Raw genomic sequence first — 14813 nt, 5'->3', positions numbered from 1 at the left:
GACGGGTGTAGATCCCGGGGGCAGAATGGTAGGAAACCCGAGATTTTAACCCTTGCCCGAATTTGCTTCTTGGTCTGGCGCGCGCAGGCCGTTACGATAGCGTGCCGGGCTGATTCCACAGCCCAGAATATTTCTCATTTCCCGACAGCGGTACCGATGAACAGCAACCCCCTGACGCCTTCGGCGGCCGCTCCCGTATCCGACGCCGCGGCCGGTTCCGCGCCCGACCAGTTCCGCAACCCGTTTTCCGCTCTGACCTGGGTGCTGCTGGGCTGCGCGCTGGCGCTGGCCGCCAGCGCCTGCGCGTTATGGGTGGACCTGCCGTTGGCGGTGTGGATCAAGCAGTCGGTGTCCGAAGGCGTGAACGAATCCTTCGAATGGATCGGCGAACTCGGCGAAAGCGGCCCCTATATCGGCGTGGCGCTGGCCTTCTACGTGATCGGCCTGGTCGGGCTGACGCGCGGCTGGCGCAACCCGGTGCGCATGAGCTACGCCAGCATGGCGCGCGGCAGCCTGCTGATGCTGTCGACCATGGCGGTCGGCGGGCTGGTGGTGCTGGTGCTCAAGCGTTCGGTGGCGCGGGCGCGCCCCGAGCTCTTCTTCGAGAAGGGCATCTACGGGCTGGGCGAGTCTTTCTCCCGCGCCCAGCTGTACAACTCCTTCCCTTCCAGCCACACCTATGCGGCATTTGCCGTGGCGGTGGTGCTGGGCATCCTGGCGCCGCGCTGGCGCTGGGTCTTTCTGCTGCTGGCGGCGCTGGTGGCGATGAGCCGGCTGGTCAACCTGGACCACTATCTGTCGGACGTGATGACGGCCGCGGGTATCGCGGTGCTGGTCGGGCACGTATTGGCGCCCCGGGTGCTGGGCGCCAGCTACCAATGGCCTCTGCGTGCGCCCTGGCGCTGGTGGAAGAAGTAAGCCTGGTCCAGGCGGCCGGCCATGAGCCGGCTTCAGGCGGCGGCTTACGCGAAGTTCACCACCACGCGCCGGTTCGTGCGGCTTTTCTTTTCGATCTTGGTGACTGCTACGGCGCCGATTTCGCCCGTGTTGGCCACGTGCGTGCCGCCACAGGGCTGGCGGTCCACGCCGGGGATCTCGACGATGCGTATGCTGGCCGTGCCTGTCGGGGGCGCGGCGCCGATGGTGCGCACCAGATCGGGTTGCGCGGCCAGTTCCTCGGGCGTGATGCAGTTGATGCTGACGCCGGTACGGGCGTCGATCAGGGCGTTCAGGCGTTCGGTCAGGTCGGCCTTGTCCAGCGTGGATTCGGGCAGGTCGAAGTCGATGCGGGCGGAATCGGGCGAAATATTGCAGCCGGTCACCGGCGCGGGCACCAGCGAGCCCAGCAGGTGCAGGCAGGTATGCAGGCGCATGAGGCGGTGGCGCCGCGGCCAGTCGATGGCCACCGAAACGCGCTCGCCCACTTGCGGCGCGATGTCGCCTTCCAGCACGTGCAGGATGCGCTTGCGGTCTTCGGCGTAGACGGTGTCGGTGAGCGTCAGTGCGCGGCCGTCGGCCAATGTCAGCGTGCCGCTGTCGCCCGCCTGGCCGCCGCTGCGCGCGTAGCAGACGGTCTCGTCCAGTTCGACGCCCTCGGGGCTGACCGCGATCACGGTGGCCTCGCACCGGTCCAGATAAGGGTCTTCGTCGAAACGCTTGCGGGTGGAATGCATGTAAAGGGTCTCCGGATGTTCTGGGTTTTTTTGCAAGGCGGGGCGGACCGTCAGGCCAGGATCTTCAGGCCGTCGGCTGTTTCGATCTGTGCGCTCAGGCGCGGCGGGCCGTCAGTCTGTTCCAGCTGGATCAGGTGGTCCGCGCCCAGCCAGGCCAGCCCCTGGCGCAGCAGTCCGGCCTGCGGGTGGCTGCCGGAAAGTTGCTTGAGGACGAGGTCCTGGCGCGGCAGGCTGACGCCGGGGTAGTCGGCCACATCCCACTGGATCAGCGTGGGCAGCAGGCCGTCGCCAGCCGCGTGGCCGGCTTCGCGCCAGGCGGGCAGGCTGCCATCGTCCGGCACCGTCAGCCGCCAGCGCAAATGGCCGCGCTCCATGGGGATGGCGGGCGGAATGCGCGCGGGATGCTCGGCCTGCATGCGGGTCAGATCCTGCGGCGCTTCGACCCGTGCCGCCCAATGCGCCAGGTAGGGGCCCTGGGCGATGCGGGCGCGGACGGCGTCCTGATCGAGCCCGAACCAGCGCGGCCGCGCAGGCGCCGGGGCCTGCGGATCGATGGCAATGACTTCGAGGTAGATGCCGCCGGCCATGCCCAGCACCCGGTTGTGGGTGCCCATGCGCGGATGCGCGCCGCCGCCCGAGGGGGGCGATGCCGAGCAGTCCGGCGACGTATTCGGCGCCGCTGTCCAGGTCCGCGGCGGCGATGACGAGGTGATCGATGACGAGTTTCATGGTGCGGCTATGGTAGCGAATCCGCGCGGATCCGTACCCGTACAGCGCGACGGGGGGGCGGCGGTACAGTGTCAGACGCCCAGGTCCCGGCGCTTCAGCACCCGGTCTATCAAGCCCCATTCCAGCGCTTCTTCCGCGCTCATGTAGCAGTCGCGGTCCAGTGTGCGCTCGACGTCTTCGTAGCTGCGTCCGCAGTGCTGGGCGTAGACGCGCGTGACGCGGTCCTTGGTCCTGCGCATTTCCTCGGCGTGGATGAGCACGTCCGAGGCCTGGCCCTGGAAGCCGCCCAAAGGCTGATGCACGTGCACGCTGGCATTGGCCAGCGCGCATCGTTCGCCGGGTTCACCCGCCATCAGCAGGAACGAGCCCATGGAGCGCGCCGTACCCATGCACAGCGTGTGCACCGGCGCGGTGATGAACTGCATGGTGTCGTACATGGCCAGGCCGCTGGTGATGACCCCGCCAGGAGAGTTGATGTAGAGATGGATGGGCTTGGTCGGGTTCTCGGATTCCAGGAACAGCAGCTGGGCGCAGACCAGCGCCGACACCGAGTCGTTGACTTCGCCGTTCAGGAAGATGATGCGGTCGCGCAGCAGCCGCGAATAGATGTCGAAGGACCGCTCGCCGCGGCCGGATTGCTCGACCACCATGGGTACGTATTGCATCACGTCCTGCATGGACGAATCTCCTGGGTTGCGATTGCCTTGCGCTTGGGCCGGGTTCAGGCGGCGCGCATGAGGAAGGGGCTGGCGTCGTTGGCGGCGAGGCGCCCGCGGCGTTCCAGCCGCGCGTCGTCCAGCGCGTGGATGATGCGCAGGAGCGTGCGGCCGTCGGCGACGGGCCGGATCTGGAAGGTCACCAGGCTTTCGAGGAAAGGCGGTTCCTCGTCGCGCATGCGGTATCGGATTTCTTCAGCTGGCGTCGCGTCCGCGGGTTCGGCGCTGGCCAGCGCCCGTCCAGGCAGCCATTGTTCGCGGAATTCGGGGATGCTGATGGCGCGCCAGACTTTTTCGGGCGGCGCGTCGAGTTCGTATTCGAGCACGATGTCCTGGGGCGGGTCTTGCGGCGCGGTCGGCTTCATTGGTCCATGTCCTTGAGCAGGGCGTTCAGGGCTTCGATGCGGGCCGGCCAGTAGGCGCGGTACTTCGCCAGCCATCCGGCAATGAGCGCGAGTCCGTCGGGGTCGACTTCATAGTTCACGAAACGGCCTTGTTTTTCCTCGCGCACCAGGCGCGCCTTGCGCAGCACGGAAAGGTGCTGCGACATGGCTGGCTGGCTGATCTCCATGCCCACGCGCAGGGCGCTGGCGTTCATGCCGCCGGCGGCGAGCTTTTCGAAGATGGCGCGGCGGGTCGGATCGGCCAGCGCCTTGAAGATGTCGTTTTCGAGCATGACAATACATTAGTCAATACTTATGTATTGGTCAAGCGGAGGGCATCCTGTGCGCGTCCGCGAGCCGTTTGCGATCGCGGCTGGCACAATGGCGCCGGACCTGCAGCCGGGAGCGATGCCGTGGCTTTTCTTTTATTCCCCGTCTTGTTCGCGGCCAGCCTGCTGATCAGCCTGGCGGCCAGCGCCGTGCACGGCCGCCGTCATGGTTGGACGGCCCCGGCCACGCGGCGGTGGCTGTTCGTGGCGGGATGTCTTGTGCTTTCGTATCTGGGCGGCCTGGCGCTGGTCATTCATGACCCGTATTTCGACGACAACGGGGTGCCTGAATTCATTCCGTGGCGTTTCCGCTGGACCTGGGCCTGGCTCTACGCCGGCTTGCTCCAGTTCGCCGTGGTTCCCGGCGGTCTGGCCCTGCGGTTCCTGGCCAGGCGCAAGGCGGCAAGCGCCGCGCAATAAAAAACCCGCCGCAATGCGGCGGGTTTCTCTTCAAGCGGAAACGGATCAGGCGGCTTCGCCTTCCTCGCCTTCCTTCTTGACCGGCTTGACCAGGTCTTCGCGCTTGACGCCCAGCCACATGGCCAGGGCCGCGGCCACGAACACCGACGAGTAGATGCCGAACCAGATGCCGATGGTCAGGGCCATGGCGAAGTAGTGCAGGGTGGGGCCGCCGAAGAACAGCATGGCCAGCACCATCATCTGCGTGGAACCGTGGGTGATGATGGTCCGCGAGATGGTCTGCGTGATGGCGCTGTTGATGACTTCGTGCACGTCCGCCTTGCGGTACTTGCGGAAGTTTTCGCGGATCCGGTCCATGATGACCACGGATTCGTTCACGGAGTAGCCCAGCACCGCCAGCACGCCCGCCAGCACCGACAGCGAGAATTCCCACTGGAAGAAGGCGAAGAAGCCCAGGATGATCACCACGTCGTGGAGGTTGGCGATCACGCCGGCGACGGCGAACTTCCATTCGAAGCGGAAGCCCAGGTAGACCATGATGCCGATGACCACGACCAGCAGGGCCATCAGGCCGTTGTGCAGCAGCTCCTGGCCCACTTGCGGGCCCACGAACTCGACACGGCGCAGCTCGACGCCGGAATCGGCGGTCTTCAGCGCGGCCATGACGGTTTCGCTCTGGGTGGCCGAGGTCTGGCCTTCCTGCAGCGGCAGGCGGATCATGACGTCGTGCGAGGTGCCGAAGTTCTGCACCTGGAAGTCGGTGTAGCCCAGCTTGGAGACCACGCCGCGCACGTTTTCAAGCTGCGCCGTCTGAGCGTAGTTGACTTCCATGACCGTGCCGCCGGTGAATTCGATCGACAGGTGGAAGCCGCGCGTGACGATGAAGAAAACAGCCGCCAGGAACGTGACGAGACTGATGATGTTCAGCACCAGCGCGTGGCGCATGAACGGGATGGTGCGGTGAATACGGAAAAATTCCATTTTTCGCCTTAGGCTTTATCTGTGGCGGGCGGCCGGGCCGCCCGCGCTCATGTTCAGTTGGTCTTCGGTTTCCAGACTTCACCGATGGAGATCGACGTGAGCTTCTTCTTGCGGCCGTACCAGAGGTTGGCCAGCGCGCGCACGCCCACCACCGACGAGAACATCGAGGTCAGGATGCCCAGCACGTGCACCACCGCGAAGCCCCGGATCGGGCCCGAACCGAAGGCCAGCAGCGCCAGGCCCACGATCAGCGTGGTGAGGTTCGAGTCGAGAATGGTGCCCCAGGCGCGCTCGAAGCCATGATGGATGGCCTGTTGCGGACTGGCGCCGGCGCGCAACTCTTCCCGTATCCGTTCGTTGATCAGCACGTTCGAGTCGATGGCCATGCCCAGCGTCAGCGCGATTGCCGCGATGCCCGGCAGGGTCAGCGTGGCCTGCAGCATGGACAGCAGCGCCAGCAGCAGCAGCACGTTCATGGTCAGGCCGATCGTGGAGAACACGCCGAACAGGTGGTAGTACAGGATGATGAAGGCGGCGATGGCCAGGAAGCCGTACAGCGTCGAGTAGAAGCCCTTGGCGATGTTGTCCGCGCCCAGGCTCGGGCCGATGGTGCGTTCCTCGATGATGGACATGGGCGCAGCCAGGGCGCCGGCGCGCAGCAGCAGCGCGGTGTCGGCGGCCTCTTCGGAGCTCATGCTGCCCGAGATCTGCACCTGGCCGCCGGCGATTTCGCCGCGGATGACCGGAGCGGTGACCACTTCGCCCTTGCCGTTTTCGAACAGCAGGATGGCCATGCGCTTGCCGATATTGTCGCGGGTGACGTCGCGGAAGATGCGGGCGCCCTTGGAGTCCAGCGTCAGGTGGACCGCGGCCTGCTGGGTCTGCGAGTCGCGGCCGGGCTGGGCGTCCTGCAGGTTTTCGCCGGTCAGGATGACCTGGCGGCGGACCAGGATGGGACGGCCGTCGCGGTCGTTGTAGCGTTCAAGGCCGAAAGGCACGCTGCCGCCCAGCAGCGCGGCCTGCGCGGCGGGGGAGTCGTCGACCATGCGGATTTCCAGCGTGGCGGTGCGGCCCAGCAGTTCCTTGGCCTTGGCCACGTCCTGCACGCCGGGCAGCTGCACCACGATGCGGTCGGCGCCTTGCTGCTGGATGACCGGTTCGGCCACGCCCAGTTCGTTGATCCGGTTGTGCAGCGTGTTGATGTTCTGCTTGAGCGCGGAGTCCTGCACGCGGGTGACGGCGGCCGGGTTCAGCGCGGCCATCAGCAACGGCTTGCCGTTTTCCGTGCGCTCGGTGAACTCCAGGTCGGGCAGGCGGCTGCGCAGGGTGGAGATGGCGCGGTCGCGGTCGTCGGTGTCGGCGAAGGTGGCGGCAATGGCCAGGCCCGAGCGTTCGACGCCGGCCACGTTGACCTTCTGGTCGCGCAGCACGGAGCGCACGTCGGCGGCCAGGGAGTCGTAGCGGGCGGTCAGGGCGCCCTGCATGTCCACTTGCAGCAGGAAGTGCACGCCGCCGCGCAGGTCCAGGCCCAGGTACATCGGCTTGGGCGCGAACCAGCCCAGGGCGCGCATCCAGGCGGGCGAGGCGGGCAGCAGGTTCAGCGCGACCGTGTAGTGGGGGTCGCCGGCGACGGTGTTGAGGGATTTGTCGATCAGGTCGCGCGCCTGCAACTGCAGGTCGGTCGACGTGAAGCGGGCGCGCACGGTGCCGAGCGTGCCGTTCTGTTCGTAATAGACCCCTTCATTGGGGATCTTGGCGTCGGTCAGGATCTGTTCGACCCGGCTCAGCATGGCGGGATCGACCTTGATCGTGGCCTTGGCGCTGGAAACCTGGACGGCCGGGGATTCGCCGTAGAAGTTGGGAAGCGTGTACAGCAGGCCGATGATGACCGCGACCAGGACCGTAATGTACTTCCAAAGGGGATAGCGGTTCATTGCCGGCTACTTCATGTAAAAGTGATGAAAGGGCCGCCCGGGCGACAAGCGCGGCGGGCGGCGACAGGGCCATCAAGCAACAGGAGCCCGATGGGGGCTCCTGTGGGACGCTTACAGGGCCTTGATGGTTCCCTTGGGCAGCACGGTCGAGACCGAGGACTTCTGCATGATCACTTCGACGGGCTTGTCGGCCAGTTCGGAGACTTCGACGGTGACGTAGCTGTCGTTGACCTTGGTGACCTTGCCGAGCATGCCGCCGGCGGTGACCACTTCGTCGCCCTTGGCCAGGGCGGCGATCAGGTTGCGGTGTTCCTTCTGGCGCTTCATCTGGGGACGGATCATCAGGAAGTAGAGGATCACGAACATCAGGATGATGGGCAGCATGCCCATCAGCGCGTTACCCTCGGGGGCTGCGGCCTGAGCCACGACGAGGCTGGCGGTATCGATAACGGACATTGAATTCTCCTGCGTTTAGTCTGTTTGGGTGTTTGTATCTAGTGTTTTTATGCGCCCATCCCCGCGCGAGCCATGGATAGGGCAAGCCGACTATTGTATATAGGTCCTGAAATTCTAATCCACCCCCCGCGCCCGGTCTGCCGCGAACTGCGCGCGCCAGGCGTCGAAGCGGCCTTCGGCGATGGCTTCGCGCATTTCCTTCATGATGGTCAGATAGAAATGCAGGTTGTGCAGGGTGTTCAGGCGCGCGCCGGTGATTTCATTGGCGCGCTGCAGGTGGTGCAGGTAGGCCCGCGAGAAATTCGCGCAGGTATGGCAGCTGCAGCTGGGGTCCAGCGGGCGGGTGTCGTCGCGGTACTTGGCGTTGCGGATCTTGACGTCGCCAAAGCGCGTGAACAGCCAGCCATTGCGGGCGTTGCGGGTCGGCATGACGCAGTCGAACATGTCCACGCCGCGGCTCACGCCTTCGACCAGGTCTTCCGGCGTGCCCACGCCCATCAGGTAGCGCGGCGCCTGGGCCGGCAGCTTGGGCGTGACGTGCGCCAGGATGCGCATCATGTCTTCCTTGGGCTCGCCGACCGACAGGCCGCCGATGGCGTAGCCGTGGAAGCCGATGTCCTGCAGCCCGGCCAGGGACTCGTCGCGCAGGGCTTCGTACATGCCGCCCTGGACGATGCCGAACAGGGCGTTGGGGTTCTGCAGGCGGTCGAATTCCTCGCGCGAGCGGCGGGCCCAGCGCAGCGACATGCGCATGGAGCGGGCCGCTTCTTCGACGGTGGCGGGGCGGCCGTCGATTTCATAGGGCGTGCACTCGTCGAACACCATGACGATGTCGGAATTCAGCGAGCGCTGGATGCGCATGGATTCTTCCGGCGTCAGGAACAGCCGCGCGCCGTCGATCGGGGAAGCGAACTTGACGCCTTCCTCGGTGATCTTGCGCATACCTTGCAGGCTGAACACCTGGAAGCCGCCGGAGTCGGTCAGGATGGGCTTGTCCCACTGCATGAAGCCATGCAGGCCGCCGTGCTTTTCCATGATTTCCGTGCCTGGGCGCAGCCACAGGTGGAAGGTGTTGCCCAGCACGATCTGCGAACCGATCTCCTTCAGTTCGTGCGGCATCATGGCCTTGACGCTGCCATAGGTGCCGACAGGCATGAAGATGGGCGTCTCGACCACGCCGTGGTTCAGCGTGATGCGGCCGCGGCGGGCGCCGCCGTCGGTGGCGAGCAGTTCGAAATTCAGTCCGGTCATGGGGCGGGGGACTCGATAAACATGGCGTCGCCATAGCTGAAGAAGCGGTAGCGCTCGGCGACGGCGTGGGCGTAGGCGCGGCGTATCGGTTCTACGCCGGCCAGCGCCGACACCAGCATCAGCAGGGTCGACTGGGGCAGGTGGAAGTTGGTGACCAGGGCGTCGACGACGCGGTACCGGTAACCGGGGGTGATGAAGAGGCGGGTGTCGCCCTGGGCGGCGGCCAGCGGCAGGCCGGGGGCGGTGCGCCCTTCGGTCTGGGCGGCGGCGGATTCCAGGGCGCGCACGCTGGTGGTGCCGACGGCGATGACCCGGCCGCCGCGGCTGCGGGCGGCGGCGATCGCGTCGACCGTGGCTTGCGGCACGGTGAACCATTCGGCGTGCATGATGTGATCGGCCAGATTGTCCACGCGCACCGGCTGGAAGGTACCCGCGCCCACGTGCAGCGTGACGAAGGCGCGTTCCACGCCCATCGCCGCCAGGCGATCCAGCGTGGGCTGGTCGAAGTGCAGGCCGGCGGTGGGCGCGGCCACCGCGCCGGGTTCGCGCGCGTAGACGGTCTGATAGCGTTCGTCGTCGCCGCTGTCGGCCTCGTGCGTGATGTAGGGCGGCAGCGGCGTCGCGCCGTGCGCGTCCAGCAGATCCAGCACGGGGCCGGGAAAGCGGATGTCGAAGAGTTCGCCCTCGCGGCCCAGCACGGTGGCGTCGAAGGTGTCGGCCAGGCGCAGCACCATGCCCGGACCGGGCGACTTGCTGGCGCGCACGTGGGCCAGGACGCGGTCGGGTTCGGTGATGCGTTCGACCAGCACTTCGATCTTGCCGCCGGTGATCTTGTGGCCGTTCAGGCGCGCCTTGATGACGCGGGTGTCGTTGAAGATCAGCAGGTCTTGCGGACGCAGCAGCGAGGCCAGGTCGGCGAACTGCCGGTCGTGCAGCTGGCCGGCGCCGTCCAGGTGCAGCAGGCGGCTGCCGGTGCGTTCGGCGGCGGGCGCCTGGGCGATGAGCTCGGGCGGCAGTTCGTAATTGAAATCGGCAACGGTGAGGGGCTGGGTCACGCGGCTATCCGTCCGGCAAGGGCGGCAAAAAGAGGGCGAAAACGGGCCAGGCGGGCCCGGGGCAACCCTGTATTGTAAAGCGGCCGCAGGATCGGGCTGCCCGGCCCGGGGACGGATGGCCGCTCCGGCTGCGTTCAGCGCGCCGGGCTCCAGCCCAGCCGGCGCGAGCAATCCGCCGCCGCCGCCGTCAGCGCCCGCACCGGTTCGCCGTCGGCCGACAGGTCGAATCCCCCGTGCAGTCCCAGGCTGGTGATGGCGCCGGCCAGATGGCCCTGGGCATCCAGCACCGGCACCGAGGCCGAATTGATGCCGTGCAGCAGGTGGCCGCTGACGCTGGCGTAGCCGCGCTTGCGGGTCGCCTGCCACTGGCGGCGCAGCGCGGCGGCCAGATCGGCGGGCGGTTCCGCCGCATCCAGCATGCGGGCGGCCTCGGGATCATGCGCCTGCAGCGCCTCCCATTCGGACAGTGCCCGCGGCAGGGCCAGGGCCTCGGGCAGCCAGGCGGCGAAGACCCGGCCGGTGGCGCTGTTGAGCAGCGGCAGCACCGAGCCCACCCGCACGTTGACCGTCACCGGCAGTCGCGCGTCGCGCCATTGCACGATGGTGGGGCCGTGCTGGCCCCATACCGCGATGAACACGGTCTGGCCGATGGCGGCGCTCAGGCCGTCCAGGCTGCCGGCCGCCAGTTTCACGAAATCCACTTCGGCCAGCGCCGCCAGTCCGGTGTGCAGCGCCTGCGGGCCCAGCCGGTAGCGGGCGCTGGCCGCGTCCTGTTCCACATAGCCGCGCCGCTCCAGAGACACCAGGTAGCGGTGCACCTTGGCGCGCGGCATGTCCAGGCTGCGGCCCAGCTCGGACACGGACAGGGCGCCGCCCAGTTCGGCCAGCCGGGTCAGCACGTCCAGGGCGATTTCGGCTGATTGGATCCCCGTGCTGCTATCTGTTGACATGAGTTTGTCTCTTATTAGAATACGTGTATCACTAAAAAATACAGCGCTTGCCAGTCACTGGCAACGTGGAGACCAGCAAGAACGCAGCCGCGCCGCGCTGCGAGGCCGTGCGGACAAACCCGCAACGAGCCCCCCGAGGTGCCCGCCCGCCGGGTTCCCCGCCGTATAAACAGAGTTCCACGCCGTAGCGGATCGGCGCAAAGCATAAGACATCCGCGTATCCAAGGAGACTCCGCATGACCCCTCGTCGTACCCTCATGGCCGCCGCGCTGGCCGCCCTGCTGGCAGCGGGCGCCACGCCCGCGCTGGCCCAGGTGAAAATCGGCGCCACGCTGTCCACCACCGGTCCCCAGGCCTCGCTGGGCATCCCCGAACGCAACACGATCAGCCTGCTGCCCACCGAGATCGGGGGCGTCAAGGTCGAGTACGTGGTGCTGGACGACGCTTCCGACACCACCCGCGCCGTCAGCAATTCCCACAAGCTGATCTCGGAGAACAAGGTGGACCTGATCGTCGGGTCCACTACCACGCCCAACACCATGGCCATGCTGGACACGGTGGCCAGCGGCGCCACCCCGGTGATCACGCTGGCTTCTTCGGCGCGGCTGATCGAGCCGGTCGACGACAAGCGCCGCTGGGTGTTCAAGACGCCGCACTCCGATTCGCTGATGGCCGAGGGCATCGCGCGCCACGCGGCGGCCAATGGCGTGAAGAAGCTGGCCTTCATCGGCTTCAACAACGCGCTGGGCGAGACCTTCTGGGTGGAAATCGAGAAGGCGGCCAAGAAGCACGGCATCGAGGTGGTGGGCAAGGAAGCCTTCGCGCCCACCGACACGTCCGCCGTGGCCCAGACCCTGAAGGTGATCGGCGCGGCGCCGGACGCCGTGGTGGTCGGGGCCTCCGGCACGCCCGCCGCGATGCCGGCGCGGGCGCTGCGCGAACGCGGCTACAAGGGCAAGATCTATTTCAACCACGGCGTGGCCAACAACGACTTCCTGCGGGTCTGTGGCGACGCCTGCGAGGGCGCCTGGGTGCCGGTGGGGCCGGTAATGGTCGCCGACCTGCTGCCGGATACCAACCCCGTCAAGTCCACCGCCCAGGCTTTCGCCAAGAAGTATGAGGCGGCCAACGGCGCGGGCAGCGTGTCCCTGTTCGCCGCCTACACCTGGGACGTCGGCCTTCTGCTGCAGCAGGCCATCCCGGTGGCGCTGAAGACGGCCAAGCCCGGCACGCCCGAATTCCGGGCGGCGCTGCGCGACGCGCTGGAGAACGTCAAGAACCTGCCCACCGCGACAGGTGTGGTCAATATGAGTCCCACCGACCACAACGGGCTGGACGAGCGGGCGCTGGTGATGGCGACCGTGGCTTCCGGCAAGTGGCGTCTTCAAAAGTAGAAGGCCCCCACGCCGCGCACGCTATGCGTGCTTGCTGCCCCCCGAGGGGGCTGTTTCCCCTTGGGGCGGCCCGGCGGGAGGAAGGTCCCCCCCATGCCGCGCACGCTATGCGTGCTTGCTGCCCCCCAAGGGGGCTGTTTCCCCTTGGGGCGGCCCGGCGGGGAAACGGCCTCCGCGCCGCAACCCGTCAAGGTTTTGTATGCTCTCGGTTTTGCAGGACGAGCAACCGGGTGGGCGTGGCATGACGGGACAAGCATATAAGCGTAGGGGCGGGCTGAAGCGATGGCTGGCCGGCGGGCTGCTGGCCGCGGTGGCGGGCGCGGCCTGGGCGCAGGTGCCCGGCCTGCCGCCCAACGTGGTGAACGCCTGGAAAGCCAGCAAGCTGCCCGACAGCTCCCTGTCCCTGGTGGTGCAGGAAGTGGGCGGGCCGCGCCTGGTGGCGCTGAATGCCAAGGAGTCGCGCAATCCCGCCTCGGTGATGAAGCTGGTCACGACCTGGGCCGCGCTGTCCGAGCTGGGACCCAACTACGTCTGGCGCACCGAATTCATGACGGCGCCCGGCGCGCGGCCCGATGCCAAGGGCGTGCTGAGCGGCCCGCTATACCTGCGGGCTGGCGGCGATCCGCAATTCCTGCTGCAGGACCTGTGGGTGCTGCTGCGCGAACTGCGCCTGCGCGGCGTCAAGCAGATCAACGACCTGATCATCGACCGCAGCATCTTCGGCCAGGTCGCGACCGACCCAGGCGCTTTCGACGGCGCCCCGGACCGGGCCTACAACGCCAGCCCGGATGCCCTGATGGTGGGTTTTGGCGCAATGCGGCTGCTGTTCACGCCGGACCCCGCCGCCAATAAATGGGTGCCGCTGATCGATCCGCCGCTGCCGGGCCTGAAGATCGAGGGCCGCGTCGAATGGAGCGATGCCCGCTGCCCCGGGCCTCCCGTGGTGACGACCGAACCCTTGATCACCCAGCAGGGCGTCACGATCCGCGTGAATGGCAAGGTGGCCGGCTCCTGCGGCGAATTCAGCCTGTACCGCCTGGCGCTGTCGCAGCCCGACTACGCCACCGAAGTGTTCCGCATGCTCTGGAAGGAGCTGGGCGGCACTTTCAAGGGCCAGGTCCGTTCCGGCATGGTGCCGCCTGACGCGGTGGTGCTGGCCTCGCACGATTCGCCCACGCTGGCCGAGGCGATCCGCCAGATCAACAAGCGCAGCAACAACGTCATGGCGCGCACCTTGCTGCTGACCCTGGGCGCCGAGCGCGGCCGCCGGCCCGCCACCGTCGCCAGCAGCGAGGCCGTGGCCAAGGGGCTGCTGGCCAAGCAGGGCCTGGATATGCCCGAGCTGGTCATCGACAACGGCGCCGGCCTGTCGCGCGACGCGCGGGTGTCGGCCGACAGCCTGGCGTCGATGCTGACCGTGGCCTGGAACTCGCCGGTCATGCCCGAGTACATTTCATCCTTTGCGATCGCGGGGGTGGATGGCACGGTGCGCCGCCGCCTCAAGGGCGATGGCACCCTGGGCATGGCCCACCTGAAGACCGGGTCGCTGCGCGACGTGCGTTCCATCGCAGGCTACGTGCTGGGCGCCAGCGGCAAGCGCTACGTGGTGGTCAGCATCGTCAACCACGAACAGGCCGGCGCCGTGCGCGCCTTCGACGACGCCCTGATCGCCTGGCTCGCTGAACAATGACCATGCCTGCGCCTCGCCGGCGCGAATCTTCGGATCATCCTGCGGGCGGTCAATAACAATTCCCTTCCAAACCGATTACGATCCTCAAATGTGGCTCGACGGCGGGGCGATGCAAAGCGCGCCGCGCCGTCATGGTTCCGCCTGAGGCGAATACCCTGTCTATCAATACTCTGGAGAGTTACGCACATGCCCGTGCACGAAATCCGCCATCCGCTGATCCGCCACAAGCTCGGGATCATGCGTCGCGCCGACCTCAGCACCAAGAGCTTCCGTGAGCTGTCGCAGGAAGTGGGTGCGCTGCTGACGTACGAAGCGTCCAAGGACCTGCCCCTGGCGCCCGCCACCGTCGAGGGCTGGTGCGGCTCGGTGCAGGTCGAAAAGATCGCCGGCAAGAAAGTCACCGTGGTGCCCATCCTGCGCGCCGGCATCGGCATGCTGGACGGCGTGCTCAGCCTGATTCCGGGCGCCAAGGTCAGCGTGGTGGGCGTGGCCCGCAACGAAGAAACGCTGGAAGCGCATACCTACCTGGAACGCCTGGTGGGTGAACTGGACCAGCGCCTGGCCCTGATCGTCGACCCGATGCTGGCCACCGGCGGTTCCATGGTCGCCGCCATTGATCTGCTCAAGCGCGCCGGTTGCAAGGAAATCCGCGCCCTGGTGCTGGTAGCGGCGCCGGTCGGTATCGATACGGTTCTGGCCAAGCATCCCGACGTGCACATCTACACCGCGTCCATCGACGACGGCCTCAACGAGCACGGCTACATCATGCCGGGCCTGGGCGACGCCGGCGACCGCATTTTCGGCACGACGCAGAAGACGGAATAGCGGCCGGGGTACGGCCACGAAAAAAAA

15 protein-coding genes and 1 pseudogene are annotated in these 14813 nt (G+C 67.0%); 5 read left to right on the top strand and 11 right to left on the bottom strand.

Annotation, left to right across the window (positions count from 1 at the left end):
• Positions 1-156: 156 nt before the first annotated feature.
• Positions 157-918, top strand: a complete 762-nt coding sequence (locus tag ACZ5YA_RS15050; protein WP_251881079.1) for a phosphatase PAP2 family protein — start codon at positions 157-159, stop codon at positions 916-918.
• A 44-nt stretch (positions 919-962) separates the two neighbouring features.
• Here the strand turns inward: ACZ5YA_RS15050 and ACZ5YA_RS15045 are convergent, their stop codons facing one another.
• From ACZ5YA_RS15045 to ACZ5YA_RS15025, 5 genes and pseudogenes are all read right to left on the bottom strand, one after another.
• The gene (locus ACZ5YA_RS15045) at positions 963-1673 is read right to left on the bottom strand and encodes an alanyl-tRNA editing protein (protein ID WP_306635862.1); all 711 of its coding nucleotides are present in this window, start codon (positions 1671-1673) and stop codon (positions 963-965) included.
• Between the two features lie 50 nt (positions 1674-1723).
• Positions 1724-2402, bottom strand: a pseudogene (locus ACZ5YA_RS15040) (VOC family protein).
• A 71-nt stretch (positions 2403-2473) separates the two neighbouring features.
• Complete coding sequence (locus tag ACZ5YA_RS15035) at positions 2474-3079, bottom strand: ATP-dependent Clp protease proteolytic subunit (protein WP_054451559.1); 606 nt, start codon at positions 3077-3079, stop codon at positions 2474-2476.
• Positions 3080-3123: 44 nt separating this feature from the next.
• Entirely contained in the window at positions 3124-3483 is a 360-nt protein-coding gene (locus ACZ5YA_RS15030) for an SRPBCC family protein (RefSeq protein ID WP_118933862.1), read from the bottom strand.
• Positions 3480-3794 (bottom strand): ArsR/SmtB family transcription factor, encoded by a 315-nt coding sequence (locus tag ACZ5YA_RS15025; protein ID WP_059380234.1) that lies wholly within the window; start codon positions 3792-3794, stop codon positions 3480-3482. The genes ACZ5YA_RS15030 and ACZ5YA_RS15025 overlap by 4 nt, the downstream gene beginning before the upstream one ends.
• A 120-nt stretch (positions 3795-3914) precedes the next feature.
• Here ACZ5YA_RS15025 and ACZ5YA_RS15020 point away from each other — a divergent pair, with 120 nt between their 5' ends.
• Positions 3915-4250, top strand: a complete 336-nt coding sequence (locus tag ACZ5YA_RS15020; RefSeq protein WP_124260389.1) for a hypothetical protein — start codon at positions 3915-3917, stop codon at positions 4248-4250.
• Positions 4251-4295: 45 nt separating this feature from the next.
• On the opposite strand, the gene secF is transcribed toward ACZ5YA_RS15020, so the two are convergent.
• The 6 genes from secF to ACZ5YA_RS14990 all read right to left on the bottom strand — a co-directional run bounded on the left by secF (position 4296) and on the right by ACZ5YA_RS14990 (position 10877).
• Complete coding sequence (gene secF, locus ACZ5YA_RS15015) at positions 4296-5231, bottom strand: protein translocase subunit SecF (RefSeq protein WP_054451555.1); 936 nt, start codon at positions 5229-5231, stop codon at positions 4296-4298.
• Positions 5232-5284: 53 nt separating this feature from the next.
• A complete protein-coding gene (gene secD, locus ACZ5YA_RS15010) occupies positions 5285-7165 on the bottom strand; it encodes a protein translocase subunit SecD (RefSeq protein ID WP_059380232.1) in 1881 nt (626 codons plus the stop codon).
• 111 nt (positions 7166-7276) lie between these two features.
• Positions 7277-7621, bottom strand: coding sequence for a preprotein translocase subunit YajC (gene yajC / locus ACZ5YA_RS15005; protein WP_054451553.1), 345 nt, complete (start codon positions 7619-7621; stop codon positions 7277-7279).
• A gap of 114 nt (positions 7622-7735) precedes the next feature.
• The gene (gene tgt, locus ACZ5YA_RS15000) at positions 7736-8872 is read right to left on the bottom strand and encodes a tRNA guanosine(34) transglycosylase Tgt (protein ID WP_251881083.1); all 1137 of its coding nucleotides are present in this window, start codon (positions 8870-8872) and stop codon (positions 7736-7738) included.
• A complete protein-coding gene (gene queA, locus ACZ5YA_RS14995) occupies positions 8869-9927 on the bottom strand; it encodes a tRNA preQ1(34) S-adenosylmethionine ribosyltransferase-isomerase QueA (protein WP_464092708.1) in 1059 nt (352 codons plus the stop codon). The genes tgt and queA overlap by 4 nt, the downstream gene beginning before the upstream one ends.
• 134 nt (positions 9928-10061) lie before the next feature.
• Entirely contained in the window at positions 10062-10877 is an 816-nt protein-coding gene (locus tag ACZ5YA_RS14990; protein WP_059380229.1) for an IclR family transcriptional regulator, read from the bottom strand.
• A 236-nt stretch (positions 10878-11113) separates the two neighbouring features.
• On the opposite strand from ACZ5YA_RS14990, the gene ACZ5YA_RS14985 reads away from it, so the two are divergent.
• The 3 genes from ACZ5YA_RS14985 (at position 11114) to upp (ending at position 14786) form a co-directional block, all read left to right on the top strand.
• Complete coding sequence (locus ACZ5YA_RS14985; protein ID WP_059380228.1) at positions 11114-12271, top strand: ABC transporter substrate-binding protein; 1158 nt, start codon at positions 11114-11116, stop codon at positions 12269-12271.
• Between the two features lie 241 nt (positions 12272-12512).
• Positions 12513-13961, top strand: coding sequence for a D-alanyl-D-alanine carboxypeptidase/D-alanyl-D-alanine endopeptidase (gene dacB, locus ACZ5YA_RS14980; RefSeq protein WP_464092707.1), 1449 nt, complete (start codon positions 12513-12515; stop codon positions 13959-13961).
• A 186-nt stretch (positions 13962-14147) separates the two neighbouring features.
• On the top strand, positions 14148-14786 hold the full coding sequence (gene upp / locus ACZ5YA_RS14975) for a uracil phosphoribosyltransferase (RefSeq protein WP_054451547.1): 639 nt from the start codon (positions 14148-14150) through the stop codon (positions 14784-14786).
• The last annotated feature ends 27 nt before the right edge of the window (positions 14787-14813 follow it).

It is taken from the genome of Achromobacter sp. JCM 18799 (genome assembly GCF_055395645.1).
The sequence above is the reverse complement of the archived record's forward strand: the minus strand, read 5'-3'. Positions and strand labels throughout refer to the sequence as shown.

Coding starts and splice junctions, on each gene's coding strand:
- ACZ5YA_RS15050 (WP_251881079.1), top strand. CDS start 157: ATGAACAGCAACCCCCTGACGCCTTCGGCGGCCGCTCCCGTATCCGAC.
- ACZ5YA_RS15045 (WP_306635862.1), bottom strand. CDS start 1,673: ATGCATTCCACCCGCAAGCGTTTCGACGAAGACCCTTATCTGGACCGG.
- ACZ5YA_RS15035 (WP_054451559.1), bottom strand. CDS start 3,079: ATGCAGGACGTGATGCAATACGTACCCATGGTGGTCGAGCAATCCGGC.
- ACZ5YA_RS15030 (WP_118933862.1), bottom strand. CDS start 3,483: ATGAAGCCGACCGCGCCGCAAGACCCGCCCCAGGACATCGTGCTCGAA.
- ACZ5YA_RS15025 (WP_059380234.1), bottom strand. CDS start 3,794: ATGCTCGAAAACGACATCTTCAAGGCGCTGGCCGATCCGACCCGCCGC.
- secF (WP_054451555.1), bottom strand. CDS start 5,231: ATGGAATTTTTCCGTATTCACCGCACCATCCCGTTCATGCGCCACGCG.
- secD (WP_059380232.1), bottom strand. CDS start 7,165: ATGAACCGCTATCCCCTTTGGAAGTACATTACGGTCCTGGTCGCGGTC.
- yajC (WP_054451553.1), bottom strand. CDS start 7,621: ATGTCCGTTATCGATACCGCCAGCCTCGTCGTGGCTCAGGCCGCAGCC.
- tgt (WP_251881083.1), bottom strand. CDS start 8,872: ATGACCGGACTGAATTTCGAACTGCTCGCCACCGACGGCGGCGCCCGC.
- ACZ5YA_RS14990 (WP_059380229.1), bottom strand. CDS start 10,877: ATGTCAACAGATAGCAGCACGGGGATCCAATCAGCCGAAATCGCCCTG.
- ACZ5YA_RS14985 (WP_059380228.1), top strand. CDS start 11,114: ATGACCCCTCGTCGTACCCTCATGGCCGCCGCGCTGGCCGCCCTGCTG.
- dacB (WP_464092707.1), top strand. CDS start 12,513: ATGACGGGACAAGCATATAAGCGTAGGGGCGGGCTGAAGCGATGGCTG.
- upp (WP_054451547.1), top strand. CDS start 14,148: ATGCCCGTGCACGAAATCCGCCATCCGCTGATCCGCCACAAGCTCGGG.